The organism is Neorhizobium lilium (genome assembly GCF_004053875.1).
In the GTDB taxonomy this organism is placed as follows: domain Bacteria; phylum Pseudomonadota; class Alphaproteobacteria; order Rhizobiales; family Rhizobiaceae; genus Neorhizobium; species Neorhizobium lilii.
Window position 1 is genome coordinate 179,519 of record NZ_SBIP01000003.1, and the last position, 13,989, is coordinate 193,507.

Here is a 13,989-nt window from a genome sequence, read left to right on the forward strand (position 1 = left end):
GGATCTTGAGCCCGAGGATGATGATGGCGGTGGAATTGACGGCCACGGAGGCGTTGGGCCTCTGGCACGATGTATCGCTGGAGCAGGTGCGTCACGACGGTCGCGATCTCACATTGCGCCAGATGGCCATCCTGCTGCATATTTATCTCGTGCCGCCGCCGCATTCGGTGCGCGGGCTTGCCGCGACGCTTGGCGTCACCAAGCCCGTCATCACCCGCGCGCTCGATAGCATGGGGGCGATGGGACTGGTGGATCGTCAGCGCGACGAGCGCGACCGCCGCAACGTGGTGATCAAGCGCACGGTGGCAGGTGCCTTGTTCCTGGAAAAGCTCGGCGACCTGATCATCGCCGCCGGCCGCCGATGACATATACGGAAACCCGACAATGACTGTTATTCTCGACCGACGCCTGCACGCCTTCCGCCCGGATCTCGCCGACGAGGCCCTGAGGGGCAAGTTCGATGCCGAACGCTTCACGCGTGGCGAACCGGCAAGAATCTCAGTACCAGTCGCGCCGTTGCGCCCGGCCCCCGATCTTGCCCGCGGCATCGATACCGAGCTTCTGTTCGGCGAAGCGGTGAGGGTGTTCGACCGGGCAGACGGTTTCGCCTGGGTCCAGGCGGACCAAGACGGCTATGTCGGGTATCTGCCGGAAACCATGCTCGGCGAGCCACAGGAAGCGACGCACCGCATCTGTGTGCCGAGAACCTTCCTTTATCCGGAAGCCGAACTGCGCAAACCTCCGATGGGGGCTCTCTCCATGGGAAGCCGGGTGAGAGTGACCGGCGAGGCTGAAACCCGCGGCACCCGCTACTTTCTATTGGGTGATGGAGGCGCGGTGATTGCGCGTCACTGTCTGCCGCTCGGCGAGACGCTTGGCGAAGATTACGTCTCCGTGGCGCAGACCTTCATCGAGACGCCCTATCTGTGGGGAGGGCGCTCCGGCTTCGGCATAGATTGCTCGGGGCTTGTGCAGCTGGCGATGATGATGGTGGGCAAAAGCGCGCCGCGGGATTCCGACATGCAGGCAGAATTCGGCGTGGCGATCGAGCGCGAAGAACTGCGCCGCGGCGACCTCGTGTTCTGGAAGGGCCATGTGGGCATGATGGAAGACGCCGAGACCCTGCTTCACGCCAATGGCCATACAATGAGCGTAGCACGCGAAAATCTGAACGCCGCAATCGAGCGGATCGGCTGGCTCTACGAGCGTCCGACCGGTTACCGCCGGCCGCTATGAACGCCAGATCACGGCGATTTGCGGCCGTGCCCATGGAATAAGCCCCAGGCAATTCTTATCTCCGATCTTGTCCCCGCGGGTTGCGGACAGGAGAAATGGAATGTTGAAGGGCGCCTGGATTCTTCCAGTCATCATGCTGGTCGCACTGGCTCTAGCAGCGCTGGTTCCGATGGCTGCTTCCGCCGCCGAGCAGCAGACGCCGCTGAAGATGCCGGATACCGTGTACAAGGATCTGCCGGGTGTCGTGCCGCAGGAACAGCGGGCCGACCCGGACGCCTATACATGCACGAGCGAAATCGCCGACGTCTATATCGGCCGCGGCCGCTACGATACGCTGTTCGGCGATACCGAGCCGCGTCGAATCTATCGATGCAAGACCGAAAGCGGCGTCACCTATACCGGCACCCAAATGCCGAACACCCAGTGGGTTCCGGGTCTCAACCCGCGCGATTTGCCGAGATGAAATCGGATCATGGACGATCAGCCGCTGCCTGAGCAGCGCTGAAGTCGAACAATCATGATCTTGCTAAGCTATTGATCCTGGTAGAGATCAATCGGAATGGTGCCCAGAAGAGGACTCGAACCTCCACACCCTTTCGGGTACCAGCACCTGAAGCTGGCGCGTCTACCAATTCCGCCATCTGGGCGACGGAGAGCGATGTACGGGTGGGGCCTGCTCCTGTCAACCGGCTTTTTGAAGTTTCTATGTCAGTGCAGAAAAAACTTCGAAGAGGCCGCTTCAGGCCGCTCCGCTGCCGTCGTCTTGCGCAGACTTGCGGTCCAGATGGCCGAGATCCCGGTCCGGGTCGATGACGTCGCGAACGCGCTGCTTCAACTCCTTCGGGCCTGGAAATCCACCGTCGCGCTTGCGCTCCCAGATGAGTCCGCCGTCGATGCGGATTTCGAAGACGCCGCCCGTTCCGGGAATGAGCCCGACCTGCCCAAGCTGATCACCAAAGGTCTGCAGCAGCTCCTGCGCCATCCAGCCGGCTCTCAGCAGCCAGTTGCACTGGGTGCAGTAAAGTATGGTGATATGCGGCTTGTCGCTCATCGTGATCGCTCTCTTGTGCTTCAGTCGGATTCGGCAACCAGCCGGACCATCGTGGCAAGATCCGCCTGCGCATAGCCGGCCGATGCTGCCGCCTCGAAGCTGGCGAGTGAGGCAGCGATGGCGGGCAGGGTGACGTCCAGGCTAGCCGCCAGGTCCCGCACCACCCGCGCATCCTTGATGGCGCCCGCAACCGGAAAGCCGACGGCATCGGTTTCGCCGCGGATGACGGGAAGGCGGCTTTTCAGGGCGGGGCTCGCGGCCGGGCTGCCCGACAGGATCTCCAGGATCTTGGCCGATGGCAGGCCGGCCTTCTTGCCCAGCAACAAGGCTTCCTTCAGGCTCTGCCACAGGCCCATCAGCATCATATTGTTGACAAGCTTGGCCGCGGCTCCGTCTCCCAGGCCACCCACATGATGAATGCGATCCGACAGAGCCTCGGCAACGGGAAGAAACCGCAGGTAATCCTTTTCGCTGCCGCCGATATAAAGTCCGACCTTGCCGGTCAGAACCATGTCCGGACCTCCGGAGACAGGAGCATCGACAAGCGAGGCGCCAAGACCGTTAAACTGCGCCGCACGATCCCGCAGGACTTGCGGGCTGACCGTGCTGGTATCGACGATCAGCCGACCCTGGATGGAGGTGTTGGCCAGCGCATCAAGGACTGCGTGGACCGCCTCCTCGTCCAGAAGAGCGAGGATCAGGACATCGCTCGCCGCGCTCAAGGACGAGAGGTCCGGCGCAACAGCTATCCCCATTTCGGCCGCTGCCTCAGACGTAGGTCGGGTGCGGCTCCAGCCCGTTACGGTAAAGCCGCTTGCCGATAGTCTCCGCGCCATGGCGCTGCCCATGCGGCCGAGGCCGACGATCCCGATGCGTTCCCTGCTCAACGCTTGCCTCCATCATGGTCGAGCGGCACATGCCGCGCTTTTTTCCTGCACCCCGCATGCGGCTTCAGGCAAGTCACGCTCGGCCTGCATGCCCTAGATAGGGCATCAGGCTTTTGTAGGATAACCCGGAAATCGTGCCGCTGAAGATCATGGACGTTTTTTATGGGAACAAAATTACGGCAGCCCGCATTGTCAGGGTGAAACGGAGGAAGAAAACATGGCTTACGATCCGAATTCGAACGATACCCGTCCTGACCTGCGCACCACGCCGGTAGCTAGTCGCAGCTCCGGCTGGATGGCATGGGTCGCGATTCTCGCCGTCGTCATCGTTGGCGCTTTCGTCTGGTCGCAGATGGGCGGCTCAACGACCGATACGACGACGACCTCGTCCACCACGGCTCCGGCAGCCGGCACGACGTCGCCGGCTCCAGCTCCGGTCACCCCGGCAGCTCCGGCCAATAATGCAGCACCGGCCACTCCGGCTCCTGCAACGGGCGGTAATGCTACTCAGCCCTAAGTGCGCGATGTAGCGCCATAATGCAAGGCCGCTTGCTCCCTCGGGCAAGCGGCCTTTTTCATGTCCGGATGGCTGGGCTCAGTACGGCCAGCTGTCCTTTTTCTTGGGCGCGCCGGGCTTGCCCTTCTTCGCGAAGCGATCGGAATCGTTTGTCCGATTGCTCTTGCCGGCCGGTGCGGAAGAGTCCGAACCTTCCCGCTTCTTGGCCGGAGCCTTGGATTTCCAGCCGTCTTTCTCGCCTTCGCGCGGCGGCCGGTTGGCTGCAGGACGGGGCTGTGCGCTGAGATCCGGTGTTCCGTCCACCCGCGTGACGCGGATGCCGCGATCCAGGACCTTATCCTTTCCGATCGCATTCATGAAGTCATCAGCCTTCCCGGCTGAAATCTCGATGAAGGTCTGGTCGGCCTGCATCTTGATGGCGCCAATATCCTGCTTGGTGATGTTGCCGTTGCGGCAGATGATCGGGATCAGCCAGCGCGGCTCGGCATTCTGCTTGCGGCCCACCGAAAGCGAGAACCACACGACCGGTCCGAACTCGCCGCGCGGTGCCCGTGGGCTCTCGGCAAAGTCACTGCCGCCTTCAGCCCGTTCCCGCGGCTTGCGGGTATCCTGCACGGCGACGTCGAACAGATCTTCCGGCGGCGTATGGTGGCTGCGGTAGAGGCTGATGAAGGCGGCCGCCAGCCGCTCCGCGCCATGCGTGGAAACCAGTCGCTGCACCAGATCCTGCACCTCTTCCGGCGGCGTTTCCGTAAACACCGGATCGGCCAGCAGGCGTTCGTCGTCGCGCTGGATGACCTCGTCGGCCGATGGCGGACGAGCCCAGGTGGCGGCAATGCCGGCGCCGCCGAGCAGGCGTTCCGCCTTGCGGCGTGCATTGAGCGGCACGATCAGCGCGCTGATGCCCTTGCGCCCGGCGCGTCCGGTGCGGCCGCTGCGGTGAAGCAGCGTATCCGAATTGGTCGGCAGGTCGGCATGGATGACAAGTTCGAGGCCAGGAAGGTCGATGCCGCGGGCCGCGACGTCGGTCGCGATGCAGACCCGGGCGCGGCCGTCGCGCATGGCCTGCAGCGCGTGGGTGCGCTCGTTCTGCGTCAGTTCGCCGGAAAGCGCGACCACGGAGAAATTGCGGTTGCTGAGCCGCGCGGTCAGATGATTGACGGCAGCGCGCGTGGAGCAGAACACGATGGCATTGGTGGCCTCGTAGAAGCGCAGCACATTGACGATCGCGTTTTCCCGGTCGGACGGAGCGACGGCCAGCGCGCGATATTCGATATCGACATGCTGCTTTTCCTCGGCCTGGGTAGCGACGCGAACCGCATTGCGCTGGTAGCTCTTGGCAAGCTTGGCGATGGCGGCGGGCACGGTCGCGGAAAACATCAGCGTGCGGCGTTCGGACGGCGCCGAGTCGAGGATGAATTCCAGGTCTTCGCGAAAACCGAGATCAAGCATCTCGTCGGCCTCGTCCAGCACTGCAACCTTGAGCTCGGACATGTCGAGCGCCTTGCGGCGGATATGGTCGCTGAGGCGGCCGGGTGTGCCGACGATGATATGCGCGCCGCGCTCCAGTACCCGGCGTTCGCTGCGGATATCCATGCCGCCGACGCAGCTTGCGATCACAGCGCCAGTCTGCTCATAGAGCCATTCGAGCTCGCGCTTCACCTGCAAGGCAAGTTCGCGGGTGGGGGCGATCACCAGCGCCAGCGGCTTGCCGGCCCGGTCCAGACGCTCGCTGCCCTGAAGCAGGGTCGGCGCAATGGCGATGCCGAAGGCGACCGTCTTGCCGGAGCCGGTCTGGGCAGAAACCAGCGCATCGGCCTGGGCGAGCGCCGGGTCCAGCATGGCGTTCTGCACGGGGGTAAGGGTGTCGTAGCCGCGTTTTTCCAACGCCTTTGCGATCGCCGGAACGGCGCCGGGGAAATCGGTCATCTGCCTGTCTTTCGGATTTGGAGGGCGGCACAGGGGCCGGGCCGCAAACCACCGCGGCCGAACATGGCGCTTCTCCTACTCATTTACGGGCCGAATGTCAAAGCGGACATGGCATCGGCAAGCCGTCAGGGAACCCATTTTGCCCGCTCCCGTTGGGTAGGAACAACAATCTCGAAGGAGGAAATCATGCAACGCGGACCATTGAAGGCACTGCTCGCGGTTCTGGCCGTGGCAGGCTACCAGAACAGGGACAGGATCGCCGAGATCCTGAAGGGCGTCACGGAACGGCCGCAGACTTCGCCTGGGGCCTCGCCCGAGACTCGGTCCGGCTCTTCGGCCCAAACGTCCGGCGAGGCTGCGACCGAAGGCGCGGCGGCGCCCCGCCCGGCGGGCGGTGGTCTTGACGACGTGATGGAAAAGCTGCGCAACGGCGGGCTCGGCAGTCTTCTCGGTGGTGCACTTGGTGGCGGCGCGACAGGCGGCGGTGCTTTGGGTGGTGGTATTGGCTCGATCCTGAACGGTGGGCTGAACGACCTGCTCGACCAGTTCCGGCAGGCGGGTCATGAAAAGAAGGCCGATAGCTGGGTCGGGACGGGCGCCAACGAGCCGATTGATGACAGCGAGTTGCATCAGGCGCTCGGCCCGGACGTGGTACGCGACGTGGCCGCCAAAACCGGCCTCTCTGAAGAGGAAGTGCTGCGCCGGCTGTCCAAGAACCTGCCCGAAGCGGTGGATGGACTGACGCCGGGCGGCAGCGTTCCGCCGGTTCAGGGAACGATCTGACGCTTTGCCGCGCAGACGTCCCTTACCTTTATGCCTGATAGGCACGCCCGGCGCATAATAACGACAAGGGAGAGACGTCGGTCCAACTGAATCTCTCCCGCCACCGGTCGCCGGAGGGAGACCATGTTTCGCGAACCCGGATGGAGGAGCGCTTCACGTTGTCTCTCCTCCTGCGCCGGCCCCGCCTCGCCAGAACGCCTCCTGGTGTATCCGATGCGGGACGAGGCAATTCTAGGCACGGAGTGGGAGATCGGGGATGACGGGAGCAGCATTTCGTGCAAGCCATTGAATGCGCTGGAGGCGAGGCGGAGAGACATCCACTACGGCCCGGCCTATCTCATGTCGCGGCGCACCTCTCTATCGCGGTCCCGCCCATCCCATTTGGTCCGCTCCCTCCGCCATCCTGCTCCTGCCACCCTCATCTGACCTTTCGATTGTCATCCGACCTCTCCGTCAGCGTCCAACCTATCTGCCATCATCCGATCTCTCCGCCGTCATCCTCGGGCTTGACCCGAGGATCTACACTCAGGACCGTCATACGGGAGGGATGTAGCGTGGCCTAGGAACGTTGGGCCAGACGAGCACACGCGTGGATCCTCGGGTCAAGCCCGAGGATGACGACGGAGAGGGACGTCATTCGCTTGAAAAGAGGTCCCTCGCGCCGCCGACGCAGCGCTGCTGGATTCCTGTGACAAGCACAGGAATGAGGGAGTGTGTGGAACCGGTGGTCAGCAAGACAGGTCGAGGATGCAGCAGACGCCGTAGCGCCTGCTGCAAGTCGTTCAGCCCTTGGGCGGGAAGGGATCGCTGCCATAGGAGTTACGTTCGCGGATCTGGCCGTTTTCTCCATGTATCAGCATTTCCGTTGCCTGGTTTTGGGCGATGCCCCGCGCGACGCCGATGGCTTCGCGCTGTGTTTCGACCACCTTGGTGGCTCGCCCGGAGCCTGCGCCCTTGACGGCCCAGCCTTCGGAATGAGGTACGACGTGTTGGTTACGCTTGTTTGTCATTTTCAAAATCCTTTCGGTGAAAAAGAAAAGCCGGCGCTGTCGCACCGGCTCCATTTCCTCAAGCAGCACGCTTCTTGAGCGCCACTTCGCGGCTTCCAATGTGCTTTCGTTCCTTAAGAACTTCGTTCACGCGAGCCGGATTGACGTCGAAGCTTGCTGCAATCCGGTTCTGGAATTCGCCGTTCCAGTGGCGAAGCCAGATCTGGACGGCATCATCGAAGGTGAGCGTATAGCTCGGCATGTTGTCGTTGGTCATAGCGACCTCCTTTTACGACAGAATGCCCTCTTGAAACGGAGACCGGGAAATGCGATTCTGAATGTGTAACGTGCTTCAGATATCGGCATTCCCAGTTGCTCCGTCCAACGGATACGGGCTTGTCCGCTGACACCACGGGTCACATTTCAGGTCGGGTTGCACCCCTATCTGTTTTGTGACCCTTTTTGTTACTGCCAACTGCGACGGTGCTCGTTGGTGCGGCTGGCTATAGTTCTTCTCATCATTCAACCCTTCCCTTCCTGCGAAACCGATTCTTCGCTTGCACATGAAAGCCGCTTGCAGAGACGGAGTCAATACGTGCTTTACTCAGTGGCTTATTTTTTAGCTTTTGGCTTGCAATGGCTTATTATCCGAGTAATTGTAAATCCGAAACTGATATTAGGAGGTTTACACAATGGCGAACGTACGCAGCCCCAACTACCCTAGCATGAGCCTTCCCGCGGCAATTGATAGGATTAGGCGAATTCATGCCGCAGAAGGCAAAAATGCTATTGCCCGTGAAAGCATTGTTCAACTCATAGGTTTCAACGGACTTCATGGCGCGTCGGCCAAGGCATTGTCAGCCATCGGAAAGTACGGCCTTCTTGAAAGTCTTGGTGATGGAGAGGCGCGCGTCAGTGAACTGGCGTTGCAAATTATAGCTCCAGAATCGGACGAAGAGAAAGAGCAGGCTCTGAATGAGGCTGCTTTCAAGCCGGCCCTTTTTGCCGAAATAAAAGACAAATGGCCGAACAATTATCCAAGCGACGAGAATCTGCGCTCTTACTTAATCCGTCGGGGGTTTTCATCGGCCGCCTTGGACCAAGTGATCGCCTGTTTTCGCGATACTGTGGGCGTTTTGCGGAAATCTACGTCGGAACAACGTTCGTTAGTTCAGGCGGTTAGTGAAAATAGCAACGCAATATCGATGCCTAAACTAGAGCGCAAAGACCCCCCCACACAGGGAGGGTACGATATTGGATTTGTTGGTGCCGCCATCAACATTTCTGGTCAGATATGCTCGCAAACCGAGGCGAAAAAAGTAATAGCGGCACTAACTGCCCTTTCTTCTCTTCTGCCTACTTCAAAAACCGTCGAATTCGATTCGCCTACTGATCGTGACGAATATGACGACCTTTTAACTTAGAAAAAATACTTTACAGTCAGCTGTAATAGCTGTGATTAAGACAGCCCCTCAGTCGTCCTTCATCTTCAGGGCTGCGATGAAGGCTTCCTGCGGGATATCGACCTTGCCGAACTGCCGCATGCGCTTCTTGCCTTCCTTCTGCTTGTCGAGCAGCTTGCGCTTGCGGGTGGCGTCGCCGCCATAGCACTTGGCCGTCACGTCCTTGCGCATGGCCGAGATGGTCTCGCGGGCGATCACGTTGCCGCCGATCGCCGCCTGGATGGGGATCTTGAACATGTGCCGCGGAATGAGGTCCTTCAGCTTCTCGCACATGTCGCGGCCGCGCTTTTCGGCAGCCGAGCGGTGGACCAGCATGGACAGTGCATCGACCGGCTCGCCATTGACCATGATCGACATCTTCACGAGATTGCCTTCGCGATAGCCATGCAGGTGATAGTCGAACGAGGCATAGCCCTTGGAGATGGATTTCAGGCGGTCGTAGAAATCGAATACCACTTCATTGAGCGGCAGTTCGTAGGTCAGCATGGCGCGCTTGCCCACATAGGTGAGCTCGGTCTGGATGCCGCGCCGGTCCTGGCAGAGTTTCAGGATGCCGCCGAGATAATCGTCGGGGGTCAGGATGGTCGCCTTGATCCAGGGCTCCTGGATTTCGGAGATCTTCACCACGTCCGGCATGTCGGCCGGATTGTGCAGCTCGCGCTCGGAGCCGTCGGTCATCGTCAGCTTGTAGACGACAGAAGGCGCAGTGGCGATGAGGTCGAGATCAAACTCGCGCTCCAGCCGTTCCTGGATGATTTCCAGATGCAGCAGGCCGAGGAAGCCGCAGCGGAAGCCGAAGCCCAGCGCTGCCGAGCTTTCCATTTCGAAGGAGAAGGAGGCGTCGTTGAGGCGCAGCTTGCCCATGGCGGCACGCAGGTCCTCGAAATCGGCCGCATCGACCGGGAATAGGCCGCAGAACACCACCGGCTGGGCCGGCTTGAAGCCCGGCAGCGCATGAGCCGTCGGCTTCTTGTCTTCGGTGATCGTGTCGCCGACGCGGGTATCGGCCACTTCCTTGATCGAGCCGGTGAAGAAGCCGATCTCGCCGGGGCCGAGACTATCGACGGCCAGCATTTTCGGGGTCAGCACACCGACGCGCTCCACCTGGTATTTGGCATCCGTGCCCATCATCCGGATCGTCTGGCCCTTGGTCAGCACGCCGTCCAGGATGCGCACCAGAACCATGACGCCGAGATAGGTGTCGTACCAGCTATCCACCAGCAGCGCCTTGAGCGGTCCCTTGTCGCCAAGTTCGCTCTTCGGCGGCGGCAGCTTGTGGACGATGGCCTCGAGAACGTCGGGAATGCCGAGGCCCGTCTTGGCGGAGATCAGCACGGCTTCGGACGCGTCGATGCCGATCACTTCCTCGATCTGTTCCTTGATCCGCTCCGGTTCGGCGGCGGGCAGGTCGATCTTGTTGAGGACGGTGACGATCTCGTGGTTGTTGTCGATCGCCTGATAGACATTGGCAAGCGTCTGAGCTTCCACCCCCTGGGAGGCATCGACCACCAGCAGCGAGCCTTCGCAGGCGCTGAGCGACCGCGACACCTCATAGGCGAAGTCCACATGGCCGGGCGTGTCGATGAGGTTGAGGATATAGGTCTCGCCGTTATTGGCCTTGTAGTGCAGGCGCACGGTCTGGGCCTTGATGGTGATGCCGCGCTCGCGCTCGATATCCATCGAGTCCAGCACCTGTTCCGACATGTCGCGCTCGGCAAGCCCGCCCGTCGTCTGGATCAGCCGGTCGGCCAGCGTCGATTTGCCGTGGTCGATATGCGCGACGATCGAGAAATTGCGGATATGGTCGAGGGGCGTGCGGGAAGAGGTGCTCATGGCTCGCGCATATAGCAGCGCCGATCCTTGCCGCAAAGGGGAAAGATAACCATTCGTTGAGGATGAAAACCCTTATTTGCCCGGCTCCGGCTCGGTCAGCGCGCTGGCGTTCGGCAACTGCGCGCTGCGAACGCCGAAACTTTCCCGGTCCGCCTCCGGTGCCGGACCGCGCTCCTTCAGCCGGCGAACCACGAAGATGGCATAGGCGACCGCCACGAGCATGGCCGCCACGATGAAGGTGCGGTCGCCAAGACCGGGCGTCAGCATGGTGACGGCCAGCGGTACTATGGTGGCGGCCGTCGACCAGGCGACTAGCAGCGTGGAGGACAGAGGCACGAAATCACCCGGATCGGCGCGGTCGTTCGCATGGGCGTTGGCGATGGAATAGACTGTTTCCACCGAGCCGCCGAACACCATGAAGACGAACATCAGCAGGTAGATATGCGAGAAGCTGGAAAAGAGGGCCGCAAACCCCGCCGCCACGATGATCGCGCAGGCAATCAACAGCACATAGCGACGGTCCATACGGTCCGACAGCATGCCGAGCGGATATTGCACGAACAGCAGGCCCGTCTGCATCACGAACATCAGCAGTGCGATTTCCGTCTGCGGCACCTGGTTGGTGGCAGCATAGATTGGCACGAAGCCCTGCACCACCATGGAGAGGCCGCCCGAGGCCAGAACCCCGATCAGCCCGACCGGCGAAACGCGCCAGGCCATCTTGATATCCACATTGACGCGCGCCGGCGCCGGCGGGTTGGGCAGTCGGGTCAGCCCGATCGGCAGGATGGCGAGCGAGGTGAACAACACCACCGCCAGCGGCGCGAGATTGCCGTCGGTCGGGATCTGCCCGAAGATCCAGGCGCCGCAGCCGAGACCCAGGACATAGGTCATGTAGAAGAACGACATGGCCCGCCCGCGCCATTCATTGGAGGCGGCGTGGTTGAGCCAGCTCTGGGCGATGATGAAGTTGACATTGGCGGCCGCCCCATAGAGCCCGCGCGCCAGGATCCACCACAGCGGCGGCAGGTCGGATGCGATCACGACGGCGGCAATGATGACCATGGCCATGGAGCAGGAAAACAGCCGTGCATGGCCGACGCGCCGGATCAGCGGACCGCCGACCACGCAGCCGACCAGTCCGCCGAAGGCGACCGCCGTCACCGCTCCCCCCGCAGCCCAGGAAGGCGCGCCGGAATGGGTCAGCATGAACGGTACATAGGCGAACATGATGCCGCTGCCGATGGCCGCAATCGTCATCGAGATGACGATGCTGGCGATCGAGAAGGGCGAGGCGGTGTGCATGTCGTGCCCGTTCATGGCGGTGCTCCGGCAGGAGGGTGTCGGAGCGCAGCCCGACAGGCAGGGATGGGCTCTCATAGCGGATTGGAACCGGATGATGCTATCGCGGAAACGCCACGGCTTGTAAAAATCCGCGGTCCCATCAAGTGCCGCTTGATTCCACGATAAAAGAATATATATCTCATATAATGGAAGACGAGCCTGACGATATAGACACGGCCATAGGTGCGCGGCTGAAGACGTTGCGCATGAGCCAAGGCCTGACGCTGGAGGAACTGGCGGAGCGCTCGGGTGTCAGCCGTGCCATGATCTCCCGCATAGAGCGCGCTGAGGCAAGCCCGACGGCCGCACTTCTGGCAAGACTGTCCGAAGCTTTGGGACTGTCGCTTTCCGCCTTTTTTGCCGACGATATCAGGGCCGACGCCTCGCCGCTCAGCCGCCGCGCAAACCAGAAACTGTGGCGGGACCCGCAGACCGGCTACCTGCGTCGCTCGGTTTCACCGCCAGGAATGCCGAGCCGGGTGGATATCGTCGAGGTGGAGTTTCCGGCGCATGCGCGGGTCAGCTTCCCGCCGCGTGAGGAAAGCCGGTCGATGACCCAGCATGTCTGGCTGTTTGAAGGAACGCTGGAGTTGATCATCGGAGAGACAGTCCACCTGCTGCATCCCGGCGACTGCCTGTTCATGGATATCGGCGACGCCTTCGACTTCCACAACCCATCCGACAAGCCGGCGCGGTATGCGGTCGTTCTCGACCGCGGCCGGTAGTCATCGACCAGTCATCATCGAAGAGAGAGCCATGACCGCAACCATCCGCATCATCACCGCCGACCAGGCTCGCGCCTCCATCGCCGATCTCTGCGAGATCCTGTCCGACTGCATCAATGGCGGCGCATCGCTCGGCTTCATGCTGCCGTTTACGCCGCAAGATGCGGTGGCATACTGGCAGGATATCGCCGATCAGGTGGAACGGGGCGGCATTATTCTGGCGGTTGCCGACGTGGAGGGCAGACCGGTGGGCACGGTGCAGGTGGGGTTGGCCTCCAAGCCGAACCAGCCGCATCGCGGCGACCTGATGAAGCTTCTGGTGCATCGCTCGGCCCGTGGGCTCGGCCTGTCGCGCAGGCTGATGGATGCGGTAGAGGCGGAGGCCGCACGCCGTGGCCGCACGCTTCTCGTACTGGACACGGCCACCGGCAGCGAGGCGGAGCGGATCTATCCGCGCTTCGGCTGGGAGCGTGTCGGCGTCATCCCGGATTACGCCCTGTGGCCGCAGGGCGGTTTCTGCGGCACGACGCTGTTTTACAAGCGGATCGGCTGACGGCTCGGGTGCGGCGTGGTCAGCGAGGTCAACGCTGTTTCAAGTTCCATATCTGCCATCCACTGAACGGCATTCCAGCCGAACTCCCGTGCGGCCTCGACATTTTCCAACATATCATCAAGGAAGGCAATCTCACTTGGAGATACGCCTGCACTGTCGGTCGCCAGCCGATAAAAGTCGTGCGTCGGCTTTCTATGACCAAGATCGGCTGAATAAAATATGCCGTCGAAATGCCGGCCAAGGCCCATCTCGTTCATCAGATAGGCGGCGCGGCGATGCTCCTGATTAGTGGCGAGATAGAGCCTCACGTCATCCTGTCTCAGTGCGCCAAGCCGGTCGAGCAGCCGCTGGTCCAATAGGGAGTCGTTCTCGAACCAGTATTTTAGCAACGTTTCAGTTTCGAGATGAGGGGCAATCCGCTTCAGGACTTCACTCAATCGAGGCTCGATGGGCTCGCGGCCGGTCACGATTCCAACCCAGTAAGGGTTAAAAAACTCGTTCTGGAAAGTATCCAGCGGCAGTCCATGATCGCGTTCGAGATAGGTGAACAGCGATAATCCATCGGAAGGCCGACCATGGACCAGCACTCCGTCGACGTCGACCATCAACACTTTCATGATGAATATCCTGATCTGAAAGACTGGCAGCCTGATCGGAAGGCAGGCTGCTTGTCTTTTTT

Annotated in this window: 16 protein-coding genes and 1 tRNA gene; 8 read left to right on the plus strand and 9 right to left on the minus strand. The window is 61.4% G+C overall.

The window, feature by feature from the left end:
* The first annotated feature begins 23 nt into the window (after window positions 1–23).
* The 3 genes from EPK99_RS13410 (at window position 24) to EPK99_RS13420 (ending at window position 1,699) form a co-directional block, all read left to right on the plus strand.
* A complete protein-coding gene (locus EPK99_RS13410; protein WP_128444227.1) occupies window positions 24–365 on the plus strand; it encodes a MarR family transcriptional regulator in 342 nt (113 codons plus the stop codon).
* Window positions 366–384: 19 nt separating this feature from the next.
* Complete coding sequence (locus tag EPK99_RS13415; RefSeq protein ID WP_128443592.1) at window positions 385–1,236, plus strand: C40 family peptidase; 852 nt, start codon at window positions 385–387, stop codon at window positions 1,234–1,236.
* A 100-nt stretch (window positions 1,237–1,336) separates the two neighbouring features.
* Window positions 1,337–1,699 carry a hypothetical protein gene (locus tag EPK99_RS13420; RefSeq protein WP_128443593.1) on the plus strand — a complete coding sequence of 121 codons (363 nt, stop codon included), beginning with the start codon at window positions 1,337–1,339 and terminating at the stop codon, window positions 1,697–1,699.
* 97 nt (window positions 1,700–1,796) lie between these two features.
* Here EPK99_RS13420 and EPK99_RS13425 read toward each other — a convergent pair.
* The 3 genes from EPK99_RS13425 to EPK99_RS13435 form a co-directional block, all read right to left on the minus strand.
* Window positions 1,797–1,883: transfer RNA gene (locus EPK99_RS13425), tRNA-Leu, on the minus strand.
* A 92-nt stretch (window positions 1,884–1,975) separates the two neighbouring features.
* Complete coding sequence (locus EPK99_RS13430; RefSeq protein ID WP_128443594.1) at window positions 1,976–2,287, minus strand: Rdx family protein; 312 nt, start codon at window positions 2,285–2,287, stop codon at window positions 1,976–1,978.
* A 20-nt stretch (window positions 2,288–2,307) separates the two neighbouring features.
* Window positions 2,308–3,174 (minus strand): NAD(P)-dependent oxidoreductase, encoded by an 867-nt coding sequence (locus tag EPK99_RS13435; RefSeq protein WP_245582420.1) that lies wholly within the window; start codon window positions 3,172–3,174, stop codon window positions 2,308–2,310.
* Between the two features lie 217 nt (window positions 3,175–3,391).
* Here EPK99_RS13435 and EPK99_RS13440 point away from each other — a divergent pair, with 217 nt between their 5' ends.
* Entirely contained in the window at window positions 3,392–3,691 is a 300-nt protein-coding gene (locus EPK99_RS13440) for a hypothetical protein (protein WP_128443595.1), read from the plus strand.
* A 78-nt stretch (window positions 3,692–3,769) separates the two neighbouring features.
* On the opposite strand, the gene EPK99_RS13445 is transcribed toward EPK99_RS13440, so the two are convergent.
* Window positions 3,770–5,620: a DEAD/DEAH box helicase gene (locus tag EPK99_RS13445; RefSeq protein ID WP_128443596.1), complete on the minus strand. Its 1,851-nt coding sequence runs from the start codon at window positions 5,618–5,620 to the stop codon at window positions 3,770–3,772.
* A gap of 186 nt (window positions 5,621–5,806) precedes the next feature.
* Between EPK99_RS13445 and EPK99_RS13450 the strand changes: the two genes are divergently transcribed.
* On the plus strand, window positions 5,807–6,403 hold the full coding sequence (locus tag EPK99_RS13450) for a YidB family protein (RefSeq protein WP_128443597.1): 597 nt from the start codon (window positions 5,807–5,809) through the stop codon (window positions 6,401–6,403).
* Between the two features lie 782 nt (window positions 6,404–7,185).
* Here EPK99_RS13450 and EPK99_RS13455 read toward each other — a convergent pair.
* Both EPK99_RS13455 and EPK99_RS13460 read right to left on the minus strand, forming a co-directional pair.
* Window positions 7,186–7,413 carry a DUF2188 domain-containing protein gene (locus EPK99_RS13455; protein ID WP_128443598.1) on the minus strand — a complete coding sequence of 76 codons (228 nt, stop codon included), beginning with the start codon at window positions 7,411–7,413 and terminating at the stop codon, window positions 7,186–7,188.
* Window positions 7,414–7,471: 58 nt separating this feature from the next.
* Entirely contained in the window at window positions 7,472–7,669 is a 198-nt protein-coding gene (locus EPK99_RS13460; RefSeq protein ID WP_128443599.1) for a hypothetical protein, read from the minus strand.
* A gap of 415 nt (window positions 7,670–8,084) precedes the next feature.
* Between EPK99_RS13460 and EPK99_RS13465 the strand changes: the two genes are divergently transcribed.
* Window positions 8,085–8,816, plus strand: coding sequence for a hypothetical protein (locus tag EPK99_RS13465; protein ID WP_128443600.1), 732 nt, complete (start codon window positions 8,085–8,087; stop codon window positions 8,814–8,816).
* Between the two features lie 48 nt (window positions 8,817–8,864).
* On the opposite strand, the gene lepA is transcribed toward EPK99_RS13465, so the two are convergent.
* Together lepA and EPK99_RS13475 are read right to left on the minus strand one after the other, a co-directional pair.
* Window positions 8,865–10,688, minus strand: a complete 1,824-nt coding sequence (gene lepA / locus EPK99_RS13470) for a translation elongation factor 4 (protein ID WP_128443601.1) — start codon at window positions 10,686–10,688, stop codon at window positions 8,865–8,867.
* 72 nt (window positions 10,689–10,760) lie between these two features.
* The gene (locus tag EPK99_RS13475) at window positions 10,761–12,008 is read right to left on the minus strand and encodes an MFS transporter (protein WP_425374202.1); all 1,248 of its coding nucleotides are present in this window, start codon (window positions 12,006–12,008) and stop codon (window positions 10,761–10,763) included.
* Window positions 12,009–12,178: 170 nt separating this feature from the next.
* Here EPK99_RS13475 and EPK99_RS13480 point away from each other — a divergent pair, with 170 nt between their 5' ends.
* Together EPK99_RS13480 and EPK99_RS13485 are read left to right on the plus strand one after the other, a co-directional pair.
* A complete protein-coding gene (locus EPK99_RS13480) occupies window positions 12,179–12,757 on the plus strand; it encodes a helix-turn-helix domain-containing protein (protein WP_128443602.1) in 579 nt (192 codons plus the stop codon).
* 31 nt (window positions 12,758–12,788) lie between these two features.
* Complete coding sequence (locus EPK99_RS13485; RefSeq protein WP_128443603.1) at window positions 12,789–13,310, plus strand: GNAT family N-acetyltransferase; 522 nt, start codon at window positions 12,789–12,791, stop codon at window positions 13,308–13,310.
* On the opposite strand, the gene EPK99_RS13490 is transcribed toward EPK99_RS13485, so the two are convergent.
* The gene (locus EPK99_RS13490) at window positions 13,292–13,927 is read right to left on the minus strand and encodes an HAD-IA family hydrolase (RefSeq protein WP_128443604.1); all 636 of its coding nucleotides are present in this window, start codon (window positions 13,925–13,927) and stop codon (window positions 13,292–13,294) included. The two genes, EPK99_RS13485 and EPK99_RS13490, sit on opposite strands and share 19 nt — an antisense overlap.
* Between the last annotated feature and the right edge of the window lie 62 nt (window positions 13,928–13,989).

Coding starts and splice junctions, on each gene's coding strand:
- EPK99_RS13420 (WP_128443593.1), top strand. CDS start 1,337: ATGTTGAAGGGCGCCTGGATTCTTCCAGTCATCATGCTGGTCGCACTG.
- EPK99_RS13430 (WP_128443594.1), bottom strand. CDS start 2,287: ATGAGCGACAAGCCGCATATCACCATACTTTACTGCACCCAGTGCAAC.
- EPK99_RS13480 (WP_128443602.1), top strand. CDS start 12,179: ATGGAAGACGAGCCTGACGATATAGACACGGCCATAGGTGCGCGGCTG.
- EPK99_RS13460 (WP_128443599.1), bottom strand. CDS start 7,669: ATGACCAACGACAACATGCCGAGCTATACGCTCACCTTCGATGATGCC.
- EPK99_RS13440 (WP_128443595.1), top strand. CDS start 3,392: ATGGCTTACGATCCGAATTCGAACGATACCCGTCCTGACCTGCGCACC.
- lepA (WP_128443601.1), bottom strand. CDS start 10,688: ATGAGCACCTCTTCCCGCACGCCCCTCGACCATATCCGCAATTTCTCG.
- EPK99_RS13485 (WP_128443603.1), top strand. CDS start 12,789: ATGACCGCAACCATCCGCATCATCACCGCCGACCAGGCTCGCGCCTCC.
- EPK99_RS13490 (WP_128443604.1), bottom strand. CDS start 13,927: ATGAAAGTGTTGATGGTCGACGTCGACGGAGTGCTGGTCCATGGTCGG.
- EPK99_RS13450 (WP_128443597.1), top strand. CDS start 5,807: ATGCAACGCGGACCATTGAAGGCACTGCTCGCGGTTCTGGCCGTGGCA.
- EPK99_RS13445 (WP_128443596.1), bottom strand. CDS start 5,620: ATGACCGATTTCCCCGGCGCCGTTCCGGCGATCGCAAAGGCGTTGGAA.
- EPK99_RS13455 (WP_128443598.1), bottom strand. CDS start 7,413: ATGACAAACAAGCGTAACCAACACGTCGTACCTCATTCCGAAGGCTGG.
- EPK99_RS13415 (WP_128443592.1), top strand. CDS start 385: ATGACTGTTATTCTCGACCGACGCCTGCACGCCTTCCGCCCGGATCTC.
- EPK99_RS13410 (WP_128444227.1), top strand. CDS start 24: ATGGCGGTGGAATTGACGGCCACGGAGGCGTTGGGCCTCTGGCACGAT.
- EPK99_RS13465 (WP_128443600.1), top strand. CDS start 8,085: ATGGCGAACGTACGCAGCCCCAACTACCCTAGCATGAGCCTTCCCGCG.
- EPK99_RS13475 (WP_425374202.1), bottom strand. CDS start 12,008: ATGAACGGGCACGACATGCACACCGCCTCGCCCTTCTCGATCGCCAGC.